The 19,736-nt window shown below is 56.6% G+C and carries 19 protein-coding genes; 8 read left to right on the top strand and 11 right to left on the bottom strand.

Features of this window, described 5'->3' with window-relative positions:
• Positions 1–38: 38 nt before the first annotated feature.
• Entirely contained in the window at positions 39–1,223 is a 1,185-nt protein-coding gene (locus HS103_16180) for a glycine C-acetyltransferase (GenBank protein MBE7514338.1), read from the bottom strand.
• A gap of 494 nt (positions 1,224–1,717) precedes the next feature.
• Between HS103_16180 and HS103_16175 the strand changes: the two genes are divergently transcribed.
• Entirely contained in the window at positions 1,718–2,818 is a 1,101-nt protein-coding gene (locus HS103_16175) for a hypothetical protein (protein MBE7514337.1), read from the top strand.
• 77 nt (positions 2,819–2,895) lie between these two features.
• Here the strand turns inward: HS103_16175 and hisA are convergent, their stop codons facing one another.
• The gene (gene hisA, locus HS103_16170; protein MBE7514336.1) at positions 2,896–3,618 is read right to left on the bottom strand and encodes a 1-(5-phosphoribosyl)-5-[(5-phosphoribosylamino)methylideneamino]imidazole-4-carboxamide isomerase; all 723 of its coding nucleotides are present in this window, start codon (positions 3,616–3,618) and stop codon (positions 2,896–2,898) included.
• 27 nt (positions 3,619–3,645) lie between these two features.
• Positions 3,646–4,242 carry an imidazole glycerol phosphate synthase subunit HisH gene (gene hisH / locus HS103_16165; protein MBE7514335.1) on the bottom strand — a complete coding sequence of 199 codons (597 nt, stop codon included), beginning with the start codon at positions 4,240–4,242 and terminating at the stop codon, positions 3,646–3,648.
• Positions 4,243–4,380: 138 nt separating this feature from the next.
• Here hisH and HS103_16160 point away from each other — a divergent pair, with 138 nt between their 5' ends.
• The 4 genes from HS103_16160 to galK are packed head-to-tail and all read left to right on the top strand — an operon-like array spanning position 4,381 to position 7,687.
• Complete coding sequence (locus tag HS103_16160; protein ID MBE7514334.1) at positions 4,381–4,779, top strand: hypothetical protein; 399 nt, start codon at positions 4,381–4,383, stop codon at positions 4,777–4,779.
• Positions 4,776–5,882, top strand: a complete 1,107-nt coding sequence (locus HS103_16155; protein MBE7514333.1) for a hypothetical protein — start codon at positions 4,776–4,778, stop codon at positions 5,880–5,882. The genes HS103_16160 and HS103_16155 overlap by 4 nt, the downstream gene beginning before the upstream one ends.
• 28 nt (positions 5,883–5,910) lie before the next feature.
• On the top strand, positions 5,911–6,486 hold the full coding sequence (locus HS103_16150) for a hypothetical protein (protein MBE7514332.1): 576 nt from the start codon (positions 5,911–5,913) through the stop codon (positions 6,484–6,486).
• A gap of 19 nt (positions 6,487–6,505) precedes the next feature.
• Positions 6,506–7,687: a galactokinase gene (gene galK / locus HS103_16145; protein ID MBE7514331.1), complete on the top strand. Its 1,182-nt coding sequence runs from the start codon at positions 6,506–6,508 to the stop codon at positions 7,685–7,687.
• 10 nt (positions 7,688–7,697) lie between these two features.
• Here the strand turns inward: galK and HS103_16140 are convergent, their stop codons facing one another.
• The gene (locus HS103_16140) at positions 7,698–8,183 is read right to left on the bottom strand and encodes an NUDIX hydrolase (GenBank protein ID MBE7514330.1); all 486 of its coding nucleotides are present in this window, start codon (positions 8,181–8,183) and stop codon (positions 7,698–7,700) included.
• A 129-nt stretch (positions 8,184–8,312) separates the two neighbouring features.
• On the opposite strand from HS103_16140, the gene HS103_16135 reads away from it, so the two are divergent.
• Positions 8,313–9,266: an SH3 domain-containing protein gene (locus HS103_16135; protein ID MBE7514329.1), complete on the top strand. Its 954-nt coding sequence runs from the start codon at positions 8,313–8,315 to the stop codon at positions 9,264–9,266.
• A gap of 294 nt (positions 9,267–9,560) precedes the next feature.
• Here HS103_16135 and HS103_16130 read toward each other — a convergent pair whose 3' ends face one another.
• Together HS103_16130 and HS103_16125 are read right to left on the bottom strand one after the other, a co-directional pair.
• Positions 9,561–10,100, bottom strand: coding sequence for a cyclic nucleotide-binding domain-containing protein (locus HS103_16130; GenBank protein ID MBE7514328.1), 540 nt, complete (start codon positions 10,098–10,100; stop codon positions 9,561–9,563).
• Positions 10,101–10,425: 325 nt separating this feature from the next.
• Positions 10,426–13,218, bottom strand: a complete 2,793-nt coding sequence (locus tag HS103_16125) for a hypothetical protein (GenBank protein ID MBE7514327.1) — start codon at positions 13,216–13,218, stop codon at positions 10,426–10,428.
• Between the two features lie 122 nt (positions 13,219–13,340).
• Here HS103_16125 and HS103_16120 point away from each other — a divergent pair, with 122 nt between their 5' ends.
• The gene (locus HS103_16120) at positions 13,341–14,486 is read left to right on the top strand and encodes a tyrosine--tRNA ligase (protein MBE7514326.1); all 1,146 of its coding nucleotides are present in this window, start codon (positions 13,341–13,343) and stop codon (positions 14,484–14,486) included.
• Positions 14,487–14,491: 5 nt separating this feature from the next.
• On the top strand, positions 14,492–15,265 hold the full coding sequence (locus HS103_16115) for an NAD-dependent deacylase (GenBank protein MBE7514325.1): 774 nt from the start codon (positions 14,492–14,494) through the stop codon (positions 15,263–15,265).
• Positions 15,266–15,331: 66 nt separating this feature from the next.
• Here the strand turns inward: HS103_16115 and HS103_16110 are convergent, their stop codons facing one another.
• The 5 genes from HS103_16110 to HS103_16090 form a co-directional block, all read right to left on the bottom strand.
• Positions 15,332–16,510 (bottom strand): inositol-3-phosphate synthase, encoded by a 1,179-nt coding sequence (locus HS103_16110; protein MBE7514324.1) that lies wholly within the window; start codon positions 16,508–16,510, stop codon positions 15,332–15,334.
• A gap of 150 nt (positions 16,511–16,660) precedes the next feature.
• On the bottom strand, positions 16,661–17,083 hold the full coding sequence (locus HS103_16105) for a hypothetical protein (GenBank protein ID MBE7514323.1): 423 nt from the start codon (positions 17,081–17,083) through the stop codon (positions 16,661–16,663).
• Positions 17,084–17,098: 15 nt separating this feature from the next.
• Entirely contained in the window at positions 17,099–17,461 is a 363-nt protein-coding gene (locus HS103_16100) for a hypothetical protein (protein MBE7514322.1), read from the bottom strand.
• 32 nt (positions 17,462–17,493) lie between these two features.
• Complete coding sequence (locus tag HS103_16095) at positions 17,494–18,027, bottom strand: GNAT family N-acetyltransferase (GenBank protein ID MBE7514321.1); 534 nt, start codon at positions 18,025–18,027, stop codon at positions 17,494–17,496.
• A gap of 13 nt (positions 18,028–18,040) precedes the next feature.
• Positions 18,041–19,387, bottom strand: a complete 1,347-nt coding sequence (locus HS103_16090) for a CCA tRNA nucleotidyltransferase (protein ID MBE7514320.1) — start codon at positions 19,385–19,387, stop codon at positions 18,041–18,043.
• Between the last annotated feature and the right edge of the window lie 349 nt (positions 19,388–19,736).

Raw genomic sequence — 19,736 nt, 5'->3', positions numbered from 1 at the left:
GCACTAAATTTACCTCACACCTATTATACAAAATTCGCCTAGACAATGACGCCCAACTCCCGCCCGACGGCGGCGAACGTTTCCAAGGCGAATTCCATATCAGAAGGGGTGTGGGCGGCGCTGCTCATGACGCGAATTCGCGCCATGCCCTTTGCCACTGTGGGAAAGCCAATCGCCATCGCAAAAATGCCTTTTTCAAAAAGTGCCTTGCTAAATGCCTGAGCAAGGGGCGCTTCCCCAAGCATAACGGGCGTGATTGGCGTTGCTGTTGCGCCCGTATCAAAACCGAGGCGGCGCATTTCTTGTTGAAAAAGGCGTGCATTTGCCCAGAGGCGATCCACCAATTCGGTGCTTTCTTCCAATACATCTAGGGCGGCAAGGCACGCGCCAACATCGGGGGCGGTCATGGCGCTGCTGAATAGGAAAGGACGTGCCCGCTGCCGCAGCCAATCGCAGAGCAACTGCGAGCCAGCAACCACGCCGCCGACCACCCCAAACGCCTTACTCATCGTCCCCACCTCAACATCAACCTTCCCATGCAAGCCGAAATGATCGACAATGCCGCGCCCGCCGCGCCCCAAAACACCCTCGCCGTGCGCATCGTCCACCATAAGTAGAATATCATACTCGCGGGCTATTTCGTAAAGGGCGGGAAGGGGGGCAATATCACCATCCATGCTGAACACGCCATCGCTGATAATCAACCGCCGCCCCTCTGTTTTCGTCGCCTCAATCTGGCGGCGAAGGTCGGCAGGGTCGGCGTGCTTAAAGCGGATGATCTCAGCGCGGCTGAGACGCGCCCCATCGATGATGCTGGCGTGATTCAACTCATCGGAAAAGATCACATCACCCTTCCCCACAAGGGCTGGAATCACGGCGAGATTGGCATTGAACCCGCTTTGGAAGGTCACTGCCGCCTCAACGCCTTTGAAGTGTGCCAAGCGTCGTTCAAGAGCAAGGTGAATATCCATCGTCCCGGCGATGCTGCGCACGGCAGCGGGACCAACCCCATGTGTTTCTATGGCAGCTTTTGCCCCCGCCGCCAGACGCGGATCATTCGCCAAGCCCAAATAATTGTTGGAGCAAAGGTTTAAAACCTTTTTTCCGTCAACGGTTAACCACGCTCCCTGCGGGCTTTCAATGGTGCGGATGTGTATTTGTAGCCCCTGTGCGGCGAGGGCGTTCATCTCCGTTTCGATCCAAGCAGTTTTAGTAGAGGTCATGAGAGGTATCCTTAGTATGGTGTGAGAGGTTTAGGCAAAAAGAAACAGCCCATTGCTGGGCTGTTTTTCGGAGAGCGGAACTTTTGGTTTGTAACTCTCTATTAATCGGGGCGAATATCTAAGTTGACTAACGTAACTTTATTCGCCAATCTTTTCGCCAAGTTTTTTCTACTTTTTGAAAAGTTCTTTACGATTGCTACACCCACCATTATAGGGAGCTTTGGTCAACGTTCAAGGTCAACCATTGAGAATTTCATTGAGATTTCGTTGGTGAAGTTGTGAACGTTAACTATGTGAAGAATTTGTGAAAAAATTGTGATGCCGAAACCATGAGAAAAGGGTTCACGGATGCGCCCTTCGTGATTCTCCAAACGACGCAGAAAAGGCTATTTCTCATCTGCCGATAACACCCTGTTTACACATTGCCGACAGACTAAACGGTAAGGGAAACCTGCCCCTTCAGGTTGATAGCAATTCAAGACGGAGGCTAACCAATGATCCCCTTACCTACAGGAAAACGCCCTTTAATAGGGCTAACGTTCGTCCTTCTTTGCGCCATGCTCTTTGGTATGATTGCCGCACCGAAACCCGCCCACGCCCAAGCGCCGGAGACTGGCTTTCCCCTCTTGCGGGAGATCGTCACGGCGCTGATCCGCGCTACGACGGAAGCTACGGGCTTGACAGAGGCAGAGCTTTTGCTAGAAGTTCTCAGCGGAACTTCGCTAGAAAAACTTGTCACCGAAAAAGGCGGTGATTTCAAGGCGGTGAAGGCGGCGGTCAAGAGCGCCGTCACGGAGAGGATTGAGACAGCCGTAACCGCCGGAACACTGACCCAAGCCCAAAGTGAAACGCTCATTGCCAGCCTTGACCGGGCGATCAGCCGCGTTACATCGGGGAACATTGCCGAGATCGCCCGTCGTGCAGGGGGTGGGGATACGCCCCGTCAGGCATTGAACGCCTTCCTCACCGAAATTGTTCAGGCAGTTGCCACCAGTCTGGAGATGACCCCTGAAGACCTTCTTCGGGAGCTTGTGGGGGGAAAGACTCTGGCGGCGGTGATTAAGGAAAAAGGGGGTGAACTGAGCGCAATTCAGGCAGCGGTGAAACCCGTCGTTGTAGAGGCGATCCGAAAAGCTGCTGCCGAGGGAAAACTGACTCAAGAAACTGCCGATGCAATCACCGCCCGTCTTGACGCGCTCTTAGAACGGGTCTTGAACGAGGTGATCAAGCGAGGCGAGGCGAGGAAGGAAGAAGGAACGGAAAATCGTTTTCTACGCCTTTTTGAACTACGCTACAGCACCGCTCTGATCGCCCAGACAGCGAAGGCGACAGGCTTGACCCAACGGGCGCTTTTACCCCAACTGCGCGAGGGAAAATCGTTGGCGCAGATTGCCACCGAAAAGGGCGTTGATCCAGCGACAATCATCGCTGCCGCCACAACAGACATCACGCGGCAGATCGAACGCCTTTCCAACGGAGAGACCCCTCGCCTAAAGGCGGAGGATAAGACGACGTTGTTAGAGGAACTGCCTGCCAAGCTGACTGATTTGATGAACAGCACAACGCTGCTGCGACTTGAAGGGGTTCGGCGGTAGCCCTTGCCCTAAGCGTATATCCGGCATCCATCACCCTAAGAGATAGGCGGATGGATGCCTTTGCCAAAATAAGGAAGCTATTCGCCCCGCGCTAAACGAATGGCTTCTGCCAGATCAACCAACCCTTCGTAAAGGGCTGTCCCTAAGATACAGCCGGCGACATGGGCGCTTTCCTGCAAGGCGACGACATCCCCGTGAGAGGTGACACCACCACTGGCAATGACCTGCAAGCCTGTTTCACGGGCAAGGGTCACTGTTGCCGCTACATTCACGCCGGAAAGCTCCCCATCACGGCTGACATCGGTGTAAAGGGCATGCCGCGCCCCTAGTGCCGTCATGCGTTTGCCGAGATCGAGCGCTGTAATGCCGGCGTTTTCTTGCCAGCCACGCATGGTGACGATTCCATCGCGGGCATCGAGGGCTACTGCCACCGCGTCAGGATGCCAGCGGGCAATGGTCGCCTCAACACTGCCCGGGTCTTGGACTGCCATTGTTCCCAAGACAACGCGGGTGACGCCCAGATCAAAGGCGCGGGCAATATCTTCAAGGCTGCGTAACCCGCCGCCGAACTGGATTGGGACGCCGGTTGCACAAAGCTCCTCAACGATTTGTTCGTTGCCGTTCTCCTCGTCAAACGCGCCGTCAAGGTTCACCACATGAAGCCACTCTGCGCCTGCGGCAATCCAACGGTCTGCGACATGGATAGGGTCGTCGCTGTAGACAGTTTGTTGGTTTGGATTGCCTTGCTTGAGGCGAACTACCTTCCCCCCGCGTAGATCAAGAGCCGGGTAGATGATCATCGTCCGTCCCCTTCTTTCCTGTGTGGGTTACATGACCATAAAGTTACGGAGCAATTGTAACCCCGTCGTTTGGCTTTTTTCGGGGTGAAATTGCGCTCCATAGACATTGCCCCGCGCCACCACCGCCGGAAAGCTAACCGAGTACGCACAGGCAGCAATGACATGCTCCGGGGCAGTTTGGGCATAGTAGCTGTGGACGAAGTAAGCATAAGCGCCATCGTTGATCCCCACCACAAGGGGCGACTCGCGCTGGATAGTGAGTTGATTCCAGCCCATATGCGGCACTTTTTCCCCTGGTGGGAAACGAACCACGCTGCCCGGAATCAAGCCTAAGCCTTCATGATCGCCCATTTCCTCACTACGCTCAAAAATCAACTGCATCCCCAAGCAAATGCCGAGGATCGGCACGCCACGCGCCGCATACTCTCGCAGCGGATTAATAAAGTGGCGGGCGCGGAGAGTATTCATCCCCGCCTCAAACGCGCCAACGCCGGGAAGGATGATTTTATCGGCGCGGGTCAGTTCGGCGGGGGTATCGGTGATGTGCATCGATGCACCGAGGAAGTTCAGCGCGTTAGCCACGCTGCGCAAATTGGCAACACCGGAGTCAATGACGACGATCATTGTGTATGTTCCTGATAGATATCCGAAACAATACCGCAGAGCGGCGAAAGGATCAATGTGGGGCAGGTTGCCAGCGATAGCTGCTTTTGCTCCTAACCTGGTATCCCCTCCCTCCTCTGATCAGGTAAAATCCACGCCATGAATGATCGCCCATTGTGGATTGCTGTGCTGCTTGGCGGGGCATCCCTTGCCCTTTGGATCGGCGTTTGGGGGGCGGTGCAGGATGCGCCACTCTATCCAACGTTATCTAGCGCCTTTCCCCTTTGGGGTCGCCTTACCTTCAACGCTGGATGGGGAAGTGTTTTGGGAATCACCTGTTATGGCTACCTTTGGCGGCGGCGGTGGGGGCTGCGGGTAACCGCTCCCTTCCTAACCGGCTATGCGTTCAGCGGTCTGCTGCTGACCGCCCCCTTTCTCCGTGCCGACTATGACCGAACGCTCGTCGGCTTTCATCTCGCGCTGAGCAGCCTTCTTCTTATCCCCCTTTGGTGGGTTACCCTCCGTAGGGGATGGCTCAGCGGGAGTGCCCACCGGTGACGACGCGCCTTTCTCCCCTGCAACAAGAAGCTATTGCCCGTTTCGTGCCTGTCTTTCGTCGTTACCTTGACGACGCCGAGACGGATGCCAATATCCTTGAATACCGCGCCCGTCGGGAACTCTACAGCGGATTGCTCTCCCTAGAGGCGCTGCGGACGATGGGGGAGTTGGAATTTGGGCAAGTGATTAGCGCGTTGTGGTCAAGCCGCCTGTGGGGGAACAAGGGCTACCTTGTGGAGAAGCTGATCCGCGAGAACACCCTTCCCGTCCTGATTGATGCCTTACGAAATGTATTGTGGGGCAAGGCGGCGCTCCCCGCCCGCTACGATGCCTTCCGGCGGGCAGTGAAAGGGCTTGGCGCGGCGTCCATCACCGAGATTTTGGCGTTCGTTCACCCTGAACAGTGTGGTTTATGGAACGATATGGCGCGGGCAGCGCTTGACCTGCTCGGGTTCCGCGAGGCATTTCCCGCCCTCCGCAAAGCGCAGATCAGTGGGGCGGAGTACAGCGCCTTCAACGATCTCTTAGCCGCACTTCAGGCAGAACTCGCCGCTCACCGCATTGAGGAATTGGATTACCTCGGCGTGAACTACTTTTTGTTTGCCGTCTGGGAAACAGCGCGAGAGCGCCTGACACCGCCGGAAGCACCGCCCGCGCCCCCCACAGAGGACGCCGCACCGGATTTTGATCATGATGAGGTGGTGGAACACCTTGTCAACATTGGGCAGTGGCTTGGCTTTAGCGCCGAAAAAGAGAAAACGATTGCGCGGGGATCGCGGGTGGATGTCGTTTGGCAGACGCGGATCGGTAATCTGGGGGTGATCACCTATGTCTTTGAGGTGCAGCGGCGAGGATCGGTCGATTCGCTCATTTTGAATTTGCAGCGGGCGCAGAACAACCCCACCGTCCAACGCCTGATTATCGTCGCTGCCGCCCCAAACATTGATCATATTCGAGGGGAGATTGCCTCGCTGCCCGAAAGTTTTCGGCGTGCCGTGCGCTTTATGGATGTTCGACAGGCGCTTCGGGCTGTTGTATTGATCAGCGAGTTATCGGGAATCGTAGGAACATTAGAACTCGTGCAGAGTGAATTTGGGGTGTAGGATCGGGGAAATCGGGAGGGGGAGGCGGATGATCGATATTTTCTTAATGGGAACAATCGGGCGCAGCGGCTGGCGTGAGCCGATCAAGGCAGCGTGTGCCGAGGCAGGCATTACCTGTTTTGATCCGGCTGTAGGGGAGTGGGACGAACGCGCCCGCCGCCAAGAGGTGCAAGCGCTCCAAGAGGCGCGGGTGATTGTCATGGCGATTCTGCCCGACACCGCCAGCCTTGCCAGCCTTGCCGAAAGTGGGTGGGTTGCCCTTAGCGCCATGAAGCGCAAGCAGGCATTTGGGCTGTACCTTGACCTCGCCGCCGAATTTGGCGATGATGCGCTCTCCAACTCTATGGAAGATGCCTCGATGCGTGCGCGAAAACTAGTGAGCAGCCACGCAGCGGCATTGAAAGCGCAATTTACCCGTCTGAACGTCTATCTTGCCGAATCGCTGCAAGATTTAGAAGAATGGGCAGTGGCAAGGGCAAAACGGCTTAAGGCACGGGGGGGGAGCAGACCAACGGCGCGTAAACGGCGAAACACACCGACGAGACGCCGCCGCAAAGCAGCCGTTGCGCCAGCGAGTAAACCCAAGAGTCCAAAATTACCTTAGAAAGGATTTCTTCACGCCTATGTTGACTGATCTCGCTGGTGCTGTTCGCGCCGCTTTTGAAAAACAGTATGGCTATGCCCCTACGCATCTCGGCTATGCGCCGGGGCGTGTGAATCTGATTGGAGAGCATGTCGATTACAGCGATGGCTATGTTTTGCCGGCAGCCATTGATAAGCTCATTTATGTTGCCGCACGCCTCCGCGAGGATCGGGTCATTAACGTCCTCTCCCTCGATTACAATGGATTTAGCACCTTCACGCTAGATACCCTCCAAGACCCCACCCTTCCCCATTGGACGCGCTATCCGCGTGGTGTCCCCTTCATCCTCGGCAAGCGCGGGTATACCCTGCGGGGGATGGATATGGCGATCATTGGGAATGTGCCACGCGGCGGTGGGTTCAGTTCCTCGGCGGCGGTGGAAGTGGCCATGGTGGAAGTGATCACCGCGATGTTGGCGATTCCCCTTTCCCAGCCCCATAAGGCGCTTTTGGGCGTCGATGTTGAGAATCAGTTTGTGGGGATTCCCTCAGGGATTATGGATCAGATGATCTCGGCGGTGGGGCAAGCCGGACACGCCATCTTGATCGATTGCCGCCTCCCGGAAAGCGGTCTCCCCACCCTAACGCCCGTGCCAATTCCGGCGGGGGTGTCGATCCTAACGCTCGATACGGCGACGCGACGTGAATTGGTCGATAGCGAATACGCTGCCCGCCGTCGGCATAGCGAGGAAGCCGCAACGCTGTTTGGGGTGAAGGCGCTGCGTGATGTGACGCCGGATATGTTTCTACGGGACATCGGCAAACTCCCCGCGCTGACACAAACAACGCCACACCGCCTCCGTGCGGCGCACGCCATCCACGAAAACGCTCGTACATTAGCAGCGGTGGCGGCACTGGAACGGGGCGATATGCCGACGGCGGGGCGGCTGCTGAACGAAAGCCATGTCAGCCTGAGCGACCTTTACGAGGTGAGCATCAAGGAGTTGGACATCATGGCATATTTGGCGCAGCGCGAAGGGGGATGTTACGGGGCGCGAATGATGGGCGGCGGCTTTGGTGGCGCGGTGATCGCCCTTGTCGAGGACGATCTGGCGGCGCTCTTTGGGGAACGGGTGGCAGCCGCATACGAGGCTATCACCGGACGGACGCCGACGGTCTATAAGGCAAAACCCGGCGCGGGGAGCGGTGTCGCCTTGGTCTGAGCGATGCGGATCACGCTTTTTGGCGAGCTTGCCAGTCGCCAACCAATTGGTGGGTGCTGGCAAAGGCAAGGGTGGGAATGTCATTGGGGCGAAACCACCCCACATCGGTAACATCGTCCATGGCTTGGAGCGTTCCCCCTGTAATGGTCGCCCCATAGACGCAAACGATCACGCCCCTATCAAACAACACATTCAGCAGCCCGCTGATGGTGACCATCAGTCCGGTTTCTTCCAACATCTCACGGGCGGCGGCAAGGGCGGGGTCTTCGTCGCGCTCGACAAACCCTGCCGGAAGCGCCCATTTGCCCCGTTCGGGGTCAACGCCGCGCTGCACCAGCAGCACCTGTCCATCCACTTCAAGGAAGATCGCCGCCGCTACTTTGGGGTCTAGGTAGTGAATGTAATCGCAAGCCGAACAGTATTGGCGGAGATGTCCAAACAGTTCGCCTTCGCTGATGGCTGCCCCACAACAAGGGCAAAAATTGATTCGCTGCATAGAAAAGACAATGCCTTCCTGGTAAACAATCGGCGCTCATTATAACGGGGGACGGTGGGCAAGCGTCAGGTATGAATAGGGGTTTCCCTGTAAACTCTCATGAAAATCTTGTGTTGAAAGGGATTGATGATGCCCACTCTACGCATCGGACGTGTCCGCCTGACGTACCTTCTTATCGCCGCGCTGCTACTGACAGCAGCCCCGCTGAGCGCCGCCAATGCCGCCGCCCCCATGGCATCGATCAAGCGCTTTCAGGCGTCTTGTCGCACCTTCTCGGTGGATGTGGCAGTGACGGGCGTCACCCTTGATCAAGATGGGTTTGACCGCTTTCGTTTCGAGGTGATCGATGGCAGAGGGCAGCTTCTCTACAGCGAAGATTCGGCACGGCAAGTGGGGGTGAGCGATCAGGCGTTCGTCGTCAGTTTGCCCTTTGTGGCAGGGGCTGTGCCTACGGCAAACCCGCTTCGCTTCCGTGTCATTGATACCGATATGATCGCTCGCCCGCTTCGGGTGGTGGCAGAGCTTGCCACCGAGAGTATGTGCTTTCCGGCGGCAAATCCGGCGGCACGTCTTGCCGAATTTTTGGCGGAGGGGGTAAAAGGGACGACGCGCACAGAGAGCATCCTCTACCCCGCGCCGGATAGCGACCCACTGCCCCTAACCGTTCCCGCCAAACGGGAATTCACCGCCCTCTATCGGAACGCCGATTCCTCGTGGGTAGCACTTTATGTCGGTGGGGAAAATTTGGTCTGGGTGCGTCGTGGGGATTGGGAAGGGGATGTCGCCGCGCTGCGCCTCATGCCAGATCGGATTGATCGCAGCCAACAGGTGACGGGGGCTGTCTTACCCGGACCAGCGCTTGCCACCGCCCGTATACGCTATAACTTGAATATTCGGCTTGGACCCTCAACGGCATTTGTCCGCATTGGGCGTGTTCCGGCGCGAAATATCCTCCCCGTCTATGGGCGTAATACAACGGGCGGGTGGGTATTGATCACCTATAAGGGTATTTCGGGGTGGGTTTCAACCGCCTACATCACGCTTGAAGGAGTCAGCCTGCGCGATCTGCCGATTGTTGGATAGACCATACCGCACAAGCACCACTCCGTCTTTCTGGATATACGACAGAGGGGAAGTCTAGAGGCGGCGACTAGTAGTCCGTCAGGAAGGCAATTCGTGTCATTCTCGTAGGGGCGCAAGGCATTGCGTCCATCGCCGCCCGTGAGCGCCCGCCGCTACTAAAGCAGCGGGCTAAAAGTAACCACCCCTTCGGGGCTTAAAAGGCAAAAGACGCCGTTCGTCTTTCCCCCTTTCCCCGCACGCGGAGAAAGGGGGCAGAGGGATTGGGGTTCTTTTAGGAATCTTCTTGATGGACTACTAGCCCGCGCTATCCAACCGCTTTAAGAGGCGCTCAAAGCGGCTGCCCGCCAACCAAAGGGTGTCCATGACGTTATCATCAAGTTCATCGCTGGCATCTTTCGTGCGGTCAATCGGTCCTTGCCCGGAGCTATAGCCAAGCATGACCGTTGAGTCGCGCAGGCGATATGCCAAGAAAACAGCGAGGGCGCGATAGAATCGTGAGGAAAATTCGGGGTCGCTGCCCAACTTAGAATGAAGATCAGGGATGGGGATAGACAGGACGCGGCTTTTGTTCACCACCGTCACCGTTGCCGAAGTGGGGCGGGAATCAACGAAGGACACCTCACCGAGCATCTCGCCCGCGCCAAGTGTTGCCAACGCCCGCCCCTGAGCAGAGATGGCTAAGACACCGCTGAGAACAATATGAAGTTCGGTGAGACGTGATCCCTCTTTGATCAACACTGCACCGGGGTCAAGATCAACGCGCCGCCCCACCTCTGCCAGCCATTCCACATCTTCGTCGTTCAACTGCCCCAAGATATACAGTACTTTTCGCATAGCCTCAGCGCGGTGCGCCCCCTTTAAGGTGATTATGTGGGATCAATTCAGGTTGCAATCATCTTGGATTGTACCCGATTCTGGTTAGGTGATGTGGGGGGAGCCAGGATGGGGTAAATCACGAGAATTCAGCCCATGCAGCCAAGCGCAATAGTTACTCACCTTACGCACAGACCCTCACTCCCTTTCCCACTACACGAGGGGGAATGCATTTTTTGAGGGGGTTTCCCCCCTCAATCTACCCCTTATCCATGCATACGAGGTAAACACATTCCACTGCGTAAGGTGAGATAGTTATTCACACAGCACCACCCCTACCCGAATCCTACACCGCCTCGCCCGCCAGCCACAGCCGCGCCTTTTCGGGGAGTTCTGCCAGCGCCCCAGAAACAGCGCGGGCGGGGGGAAGGGAATCCACAAACGCCGATCCATATTCCTTTGTGATCAAGCGTTTATCAAAGACAGCTAAAACGCCTCGCCCACGCCGCCCCTGAAGAAACCCATCACAATCGCCCCGGAAGCGCAGCACCGCATGAGGAATCGTGTAATCAACCATCGCCTCATGACCGTAAGTATCGCCCCGTGCGGCAATGATCGGCTCACCGGGAGGGGCGAAGGGGAGGCGGATAATGATCAACGCGGCAATCTCATCGGGTGGCAAATCGGCATCTTCCCACAACCATCGGGTAGCCAGCAGCACCGCCCGATCTACTGAGCGGAACTGCTCAATCAGACTGCTTTGCTGTGTGCCATCCGCCTGATTCAGGAGTGGGATATTGCCCAACGCCAAACGGGGGGCAACCGCCTGTGAGGTTTGGCGAAGCTGCGTCACGCCGGTGAACATAACAAGGATGCGTCCAGGCACGCCCGCCGCCAATTCGATGATCCCTTTGGCGATCTGTTTTTGATAGGCGTCCGCTTGCTTACTCTCGGCAATATCCGAGGGGGTGTAGAGGAGGATCGTTGGTGCGGCGGCGGCGGGGGAGGGAATCGTTTGCAGATCAAAATCGAGGACGCCCAATCGTTTTTGTAGGTAGCTGATCTCGCCACCGACACGCAGCCGCGTATCGGTCAGGATGGTTGTCTCTGTGTTGGCGGCAATGTGGCGCGTAAACAACGCCGCAAGGCTCAGCGGCGCACTATGCAGCAGCATCCCCGGACGTTCGCTGCCGGGCATGATCTCCGCCCAGTAAATGGCGTTCGTGTCGCGCCCGACGATGAAGGACTCCAGCCAACGGTGATAGGTATCGATCATCGTGATCAGGCGTTCCAAGCCAGCGGCGATCTCGATAAAACGGGGGAGGATGTGCTTTTCGTGGAGCGTCCGCAAGCGCCCCACCAAACTGGGCAACACATCGGTGAGCGCCTTCATGTACTCCCCAAGCGTCTCCCAAGCGGCGTTGACGGCGCTGTAGGGCGCTTTTCCCCGCAGCCCATTGGTGAGGATCACCTGTGCAGAGAATTCGTTGGGGCGGGCGTCCGCCGTGTTTTCAAGGAAATGGCGAATGGCAGCAAAGAGAATATCCATTTGGTGAAGCATATCGGCAGAGGCATCGGCCAGATTCCCAATCCCGTTTGCCAAGCCGCTGAAGGTTTTTTCGGGGAGTGTTCCCTCCCCAATGGTGAGGATCGCCCCAAGCAAGCCGCGATCTCGCCTGCCGAGGGTGAGCATCTCCCGTTTGATCTTCTGCGCATCCAGCCGAAACCGAAGGGCGTCCGTGCCGTTATCCTCAAAGAGACGCGCCTCGTCTACAATCAGGCGGGGGGCGGGGGGAATCAAGGGATCGGTATTTGCCTTATCCGCCGCCAGCGTCTTGTGATCGGTGATCAAGAGGTGCGCCCCTTGCGCCGCCTGACGATCACGATGGAGGGGGCAAACACCCTTCATCAGGGATTCGCAGCGTTCACCCGTGCAGCCGCCCGCGTTTAACTGCGTCCAGGCCAAGACTTCGCTCAGCCCGCGCACAGAGAGTTCTTCTTCCGCCGCCCGCCCGCCAAGCGCCAAATAGACCAGTGTTTTGGCAAGAAGGCGTAGTTCATCGTTCGTCGTTGCTCCGTGCGCCCGCATTTGGTTGACCTGAGCGGGGCAGAGGTATTCCCCACGCGGGCGGATGGCGGCGACGCGAATATCCTCGGCGTTCAACGCTTTCAGAGCCGCCGCAATCCCTCCATGAGGGGCAAGCAGATCGCGCCGCCGCCGTTTTGTCCCCACCGCGATCAGGGTGCGCACACCGCGCCGCGCCCAGGCTACGGCTGGCAGTAGGTATGCGGCAGGGTTGCCCGCGTCTGCTTCGATCAAGACCTTTCCGTTTCCTTGATAGGCACCAGTCACCGCCCGCAGCATCCATGCTTGGGAATCAAAGTCGGCGGGGGGGGTGTCCTCAGGGAGGGCAAAGGCAAGGTTCAGCGAGAGCGTCTCAATATCGGGAATGACGGTATCGCTAGGCGTTAATGCTTGCGGCGCGGGGGCAGGGGTGCTAAATGCCTTTGCCACGACATCTTGGGCAGCGGGACGTTCGCCCTCGCGCACCGCCGCCGCCGCTTGAAAGGCGAGCGTCCCTTTCCATGGCAGCGGCGCGGCAAGGGAAGCGATCTCCCGAAGGACGCCAATGGGCAATTCTTTCAAGAGCTTTTGCCAAAAGGCGAAATAAAGCCGCCCATCGGCAATGGCATCGGTGAGGGCGCGGTGATACGCCCCTTCAGGCTCAATATTCATTAGCTGCATAAGCGCGTTCAAGTTATAGCGTGCCGCCGTTGGGAGCAGCACCGCCGCCAGCTCATAGGTATCAATGGCAGGGTTTGCTAGAAGAACTTTCTGTTTGTGCAAGAAGCGCAGGTCGAAATCGACATTATGCCCGACCAGTGGCGCATCCCCCACAAAACGGATGAGGCGCGGCAGCACCTCCACAATCTTAGGAGCGCCATATAAATCCGTCGATTTGATCCCAGTGATCTCCGTGATGCGCGGCGAGAGCGGCACGCCGGGGTCAACAAGGGTCGTATAGGTTTCGATCATTTCGCCATCTTGGAATTTCGCCGCGCCAACCTCAATAATCTGATCGGTACGGGCATCCAAGCCTGTCGTTTCCAGATCGATAGCAACCAATAGACCACGCATAAAGGTTTTTCCGTTCTCTGTGTGGGGCGTTTGTGAGGCAAAGTGACTCTACCGAGGATTATACCCACCCCGCTATAATGAACATACTATTTGCCCAGATCGATTCACTTCTTGGAGACCCCATGACGGCTACACCGACCTTGACCACTGCTGAGCGCGTTGCGTTGATCACGCGCAATCTTGAGGAAGTCATTGGCGCGGAGGAACTCCCCGCTTTGCTCGATCAGGGGATGACGCTCCAACACTACATTGGCTTGGAAATTTCGGGAAAACTTCACCTCGGCACGGGGCTGATGTGTATGCAAAAGGTGCGCGATTTGCAACACGCCGGTGTGAAATGCCGCGTCTTGCTTGCCGATTGGCACACCTGGATCAACGACAAACTGGGCGGAGATCGAGAGAAGATCAAGTACATTGCGCGGGGGTATTTTCAGGTTGGGTTGCGGGCGTGCCTCGCCGCACTAGAGGGAAACCCCGACGATCTCGAATTCGTCCTCGGCTCAGAGTTCTACCATCACAATGATCGCTACTGGGAAACATTGGTCGATGTAAGCAAAAACACAACGCTCAACCGCATCGTGCGCAGCATCAGCATCATGGGGCGCACGGAGGGCGAATCGATTGATTTTGCCAAGCTGATCTACCCGCCCATGCAAGTGACCGATGTGTTTATGTTGGAAGCGCACATCGCACAAGGTGGGATCGATCAGCGCAAGGCACATGTGATCGCCCGTGACGTGGCAAACGCGCTGACGATTTCGCCCATGACGGATGCCAGCGGCAAGAAAATGAAGCCGATAGCCATTCACCATCACTTGCTGCTTGGCTTGGCAAAACCCCCAGAGTGGCCCGTTAACGAAGAACGGCTGCGCGAACTGCGCACCCAGATGAAAATGAGCAAATCGAAACCCGCCTCGGCAGTCTTTATTCATGACACACCGGACGAGATTCGCAAGAAGATTCGGAAGGCATTTTGTCCGCCCGCCAACGAAGGGATGGAATTCAACCCCGTCCTCGATTGGGCGCACCACCTCGTGTTTAATAACCAGCCAGACGGCTTAACCATTGAGCGGAAACCGGAAAACGGCGGCAACGTCCACTACCAAACGCTCGATGATCTCAAAGCCGCCTATGCCGATGGCAGCCTCCATGTGATGGATTTGAAGGGCGGTTTGGCAGAGGCGCTGATCGTCTTGCTTGAACCGGTGCGCCGTATTTTTGCCGAACACAGCGAGATGATGGCGGAGCTAGAGGGGCTGTTGGCGTGACACCTATCAATGATTTTGCGAATGCCCTTCGCCAGGCGGCGGACGCACTTCGAGGGGCAAAACAGGTTGTCGTTCTCACCGGGGCGGGTGTCTCGAAGGAATCGGGCGTGCCAACCTTCCGCGACGCCCAAGAGGGTTTATGGGCGCGTTACGACCCTCAAGAGCTTGCCACACCAGATGCCTTCCGCCGCAATCCACGCTTGGTTTGGGAGTGGTACGCCTATCGTCGTGATATGCTGAAAAAGGTCACCCCGAATCCGGGGCATTACGCCCTTGTCAGGATGGAATCCCTCTTTGGCAAGGTCGTCGTGATCACCCAAAATGTAGACGGCTTGCACCGATCCGCAGGCAGCACCGATGTGATCGAACTGCATGGGAATATCACAAAATTCAAGTGCTTTGCCGATTGTCAGGGTGCGCCCACATCCGTTGATCTTGATTCCTTCGAGTGGGATCAGGCGGAAGTCCCGCCCCGCTGTCCGCATTGCACAACTGCCTATGTCCGCCCCGATATTGTCTGGTTTACCGAAGCCCTGCCCGCTGAGGCATTACATCGGGCGGCGAATTTGGCACAAACCTGTGATGTGTTGCTGGTGGTTGGTACGTCGGGGATGGTTCAGCCCGCCGCCTCACTGCCCTATACAGCGAAACGGTGGGGGAAGGCGACGGTCATTGATGTCAACCCATTCCCAGACGAGATTGAGGCGATGGCAGATGTGGTGATTCGCGCTCCATCAGGAGAGGCACTTCCCGAATTGGTGCGTTTGCTAGAGGAATAATCTGATAATCTGATGCGCGTGCAGGTAGCCCCCCCTGACACCTGTCAAGGGGGTGTCTAAGCGGGATTAGGAATGCCCGTTGCTGTTTTTGCCGTTGGCGGGGTAATGCCCATTCGCCCCATTCGTCGCCAGCGTAAAAACGTCGTCGCCGGTCTGGACAAGGTTCGCTTTCGGGTCACCAGCGATAAAAGCCTCCGTCAGATCGTGCGCCAGATCATCAGCGTGCTGAATAGGCGGTGATTTCATGAAGTAGGCGGAAGGACCTTCCAACGTGCCGTACAAGCCGCGATCCAAGCCCAGTTTGGCGCAGCGCACAGCGTCAATGACGACGCCGGCACTGTTGGGGCTATCCCACACTTCCAATTTCAGTTCAAGGTTAAGTGGCACATCGCCAAAGGTGCGCCCCTCAATCCGAATATGCGCCCATTTCCGATCTGTCAGCCACGCCACGTAATCGCTTGGACCGACATGAACATTTTCCTCGCCCAGATCGTAAGGCAGTTGGCTGGTGACGGCGTTCGTTTTGCTTGTTTTCTTGCTCTCCAAGCGGGAGCGTTCCAACATGTTGTAGAAGTCCATGTTCCCGCCGACATTTAGTTGGCTGGTCCGTTCGACAATCACGCCGCGCTCTTTGAACAGATTCACCAATTGGCGGTGGACGATGGTTGCCCCCACCTGACTTTTAATGTCGTCGCCAATGAGCGGTAGACGACGCTCAGCAAATTTCTGCTGCCATTCCGGTTCGCGGGCAATAAAAACGGGGATACAGTTCACAAAGGCGCAGCCCGCCTCTAGAATCTGTTCCACATAGTGGCGTGTCGCTTGTTCGCTTCCCACTGGTAGGTAGTTGACGACGACATCGGTGCGCGTCTCGCGGAGGAGCGTCACCAAATCCACTGGCTCACCGGGGGCTTCATCAATGCGCTGTGAGAGGTATTTCCCCAACCCGTCCAGCGTTGTTCCGCGCTGCACAGTAACATTGAGGAAAGGGACATCGGTGAACTTGACTGTATTGTTCTGCCCCGCCCAGATTGCCTCGCTGAGGTCTTTCCCTACTTTATCCGCGTCAATATCAATGGCGGCGGAGAATTCAATATCACGGATGTGGTAGCCGCCGAGTTCGACATGCATCAACCCGGGCACCAAATCACCCACCTTCCGATCACGGTAATAATGGACACCCTGTACCAGTGAGGAGGCACAGTTCCCCACGCCGATGATCGCTACACGTACTTTTTTACTCACACAGACCTCCCAATACAGGCGCACCCAATAGAGGGCGCATTTTATCTCTCGCGTATTCTATTGGATGCGTTAAAGGATATGAACCTTACCCGATAGTGTGCAAGAAGAACACAAGAAAGGGGTTGAGACAAGACGCCGAGGGGTACGATTCTATGCCCCGCGCAGCAGCAACCCGCGCAAGAACAACCCCGCCCCAACAGTGACCAGCGTAATCCCCACGAGGGTAGATCCCACTGCGGCAACGCCTTGCGCAGCCAAAAGCAAACTAAGGGCAATGCCCAGAAGGGCAGCCCCACCAAGCACCCCACGCGGGCTACGGCGGGCAACCGCAATGAGGATGATCAAAAGCGCGGGAAGGAGGACGACAAGGGGAAGCCAGGTCATCACCACAGGGGGAAGGACGTTGAGGTTAATCAAGACCAGCCCAACGGCGAGGATGATCAGCGCGGCAACGATGAACAGCCATCCTCTGTTTACGGTGAAAGGTGGCGGCGCTTTGGGGAGCAGCACCCGCCGCGAGAGATCATCCGGCGGGGTGTCGTCGGTATCGTCAGGGCGGCGAGGTGTGTTCATTAGGAAGGTGGGGGGTTAGGACAACAGGGAAGTAACAGCGACGCTTTCTAAAAGCCGTGCGCCATGAATACTGATGATTCCTGCATAACGAGTCCCACGAGGGATTTCGAGGCGATCACCGGGGCGCATGATCAAACGCTGTTCCATATCGGGGAAAACGATCTCCAAAGCGCCTTCCACACAATAGAGGACTTTGTGAAAGCCGTGACTGCGAATCGGAAGGCGGGCATTCGGTCCGTGTGCACACGCATAAGGGCGTAACCCTTCGCGCTCCATCTGCCCGCTGATCGTCTGCTGTGTAGGGTGCTGCCCACCCCGCCAGCGAACAATCCGCACATCGCGCATGGTGTCTTTGCTGATCGTTGGTTTCATCGTCATAGTCAGTGTCTACCTCTACCTAGTCTCAAGTGTTATGGACGGAGTGTTTTTTCGAGTATCCAGCACGGTTCGTTCACCTGCTGTGTCCGTCCCTCGTGATCGACATAGCTCCACCGCCCAGAATCTTCAGCAACAACACGATAGCCATTGCGTTCGTAAAGACGGCGTGCGCCAGTGTTTGTGTGTGCGGCGGCGATGCTGACGGAATGGTAATCCCGTTCGATCAACACCTGCTCAGCCTCATGCAGAATTGCCGTCCCTAAGCCCATCCCTCGGAATGCCTCCATGACACGCACGGAGTAAAAATAGCCCCGTTTGCGAAAGTCCCAGAACATCCGATCCCAACTTTCAAGCTGCATAAAGACTTGCCCGATGGGGTAATCATTGCAGATTGCCAAGAGCATGAGCCGTTCACCGGCAAGCTGTTCTTCGTAGGTGCGCTGAAAGACGCGCCGGAAGTGCTTGTATTCCCCACCCCATTCCAACTTGGGCAAATCGTCTTTCACGGCAAGCCGAAAGGTGATCTGAAGTTGGATATTCAAAGTACGTGGGGTGGTGCTGGTCATAGGGTCATACAAACTAAGACTGGTCTGTTTTTTCCTCAGCCAACCACTGCCTTACCAATGTGCGTTCCTCTGTGGCTTGGGGGGCATCGTCCGTGCTTTTTAGCAGACCGTCTAAACGCGCCGTCCGCAGCCGTTGGAGATAGACCCCAATCTGTTGTCCGCGTGGGACACCCATTGCCAACAGATCGTCACCCGTCAGGTGAGCGTAGGTGAAACGCCATTGTGTAGCATAGCAAACGACATGACGCTTGACAAGAGGGGTAGGGGAAAGAAGGAGCATCGCCGCATAAAGAGTTTCAGATACGCCTTCCTTAACCGACTCAATCAGGGCAACCACCGCACTCGGCGTCAGCGCCGCCTCATCCAACGCCGGAAACAGTGTCACTGCTTTGTGAACAGCCATCAAAAGCTGTGTCGTTTGACGATCCAACGCCAGGCGTGCGGCAAAGGCTGCCGGATCAGCCACGAATCTCCCCCACAACGCCCACAACAGCGCAGCAAGAGGGGGAGGACTCATGCCCGCTGGTGGGTCTTTCACAAACTCTCGCGCTTGGGCAAAGTGATTTGCCATCTCCTCATGAAACACTAATCCTTTGTGAAGATTGCCTAAGACACCCCATTGATTGAGGATATGCATTACCCGTTCAGGAAACGCTTCCTGAAAAATGAGGTCGAGTTCATGGCGAATCCGTGCCGAGGTGAGGGCATTCACAACGGACAAAGCGGGCGGAATTAAGCCCGCTGTGTGTGGCTCAAGGGTGAAATCAAGGCGCACCATAAAGCGTGCCGCTCGAAACAAGCGCGTGGGGTCATCGATGAAACTGCGATCATGCAAGACACGAATCACCTTCGCCCTGAAATCTGCCAAACCGCCATGAGGATCGCTCAGCGCCCCAAAGGGCGGCGGGCTGAGGCGCATGGCAAGTGTGTTGATGGTGAAATCGCGGCGAAACAGATCATCGGCAAGGCTGCCGCCTTCTACGGTGGGGAGCGCCGCCGGACGGCTATAGGTTTCCCGCCGCGCCATGACAAAATCGAAAAAAAGAGGAAGTTCTGAACGGGGAATTCCTGTTCGCTGTGGGGTTTCTTTGCCGGGCAGCCAGCGCCCCGTACCAAAGGGGATATGCTTGTGCCATTGCCCATCAAAACGTGCCGCAAAGGAATCGCCAAAGGCATGAGCATCCCCGACGATCAGGATGTCTAGATCAAGTTTGGGCGTTCCCCAAAGAAGATCGCGGACAAATCCACCAACAATATAGACCTCAACCCCCATCCGTTCCCCCTCCGCAGCGAGAATTTCGAGAAGGTGGGTTGTGCCGAGGGGCAAACGTTCGCGGATCAGGGCGGGTAGATCGATCATGCCTCAATCTTAAGTGCAGGAATCTTGCTGGTTGAATGGTAACCAATTTTCTTACAAGAAGTAACGAGCGGAGTTGTTTTATCCTTTGATCACCACAACTTGCCCCAATCGATAAGTATAGCGCGATGAGCCGGCATATCCATCCCTAAGGGACAATCGTCTTGAAAATGCGCTATGTATCTATCCTTGTATCTATTGCACCTGAGAAGGTAACCCTCATCCCCTAGCCCTCTCTCCTGCTACGCGGGAGAGGGGAAAATCCGGTTTTTGAGGGGGCTTTCCCCTCGCGCTGCTTCTTTGTCAAAGCACAGGGGAAGCAACCCCACCTGCCTAAGGTGTGTTACTGAGA

The organism is Anaerolineales bacterium (assembly GCA_015075625.1).
Lineage (GTDB): Bacteria > Chloroflexota > Anaerolineae > Aggregatilineales > UBA2796 > UBA2796.
The sequence above is the reverse complement of the archived record's forward strand: the minus strand, read 5'-3'. Positions and strand labels throughout refer to the sequence as shown.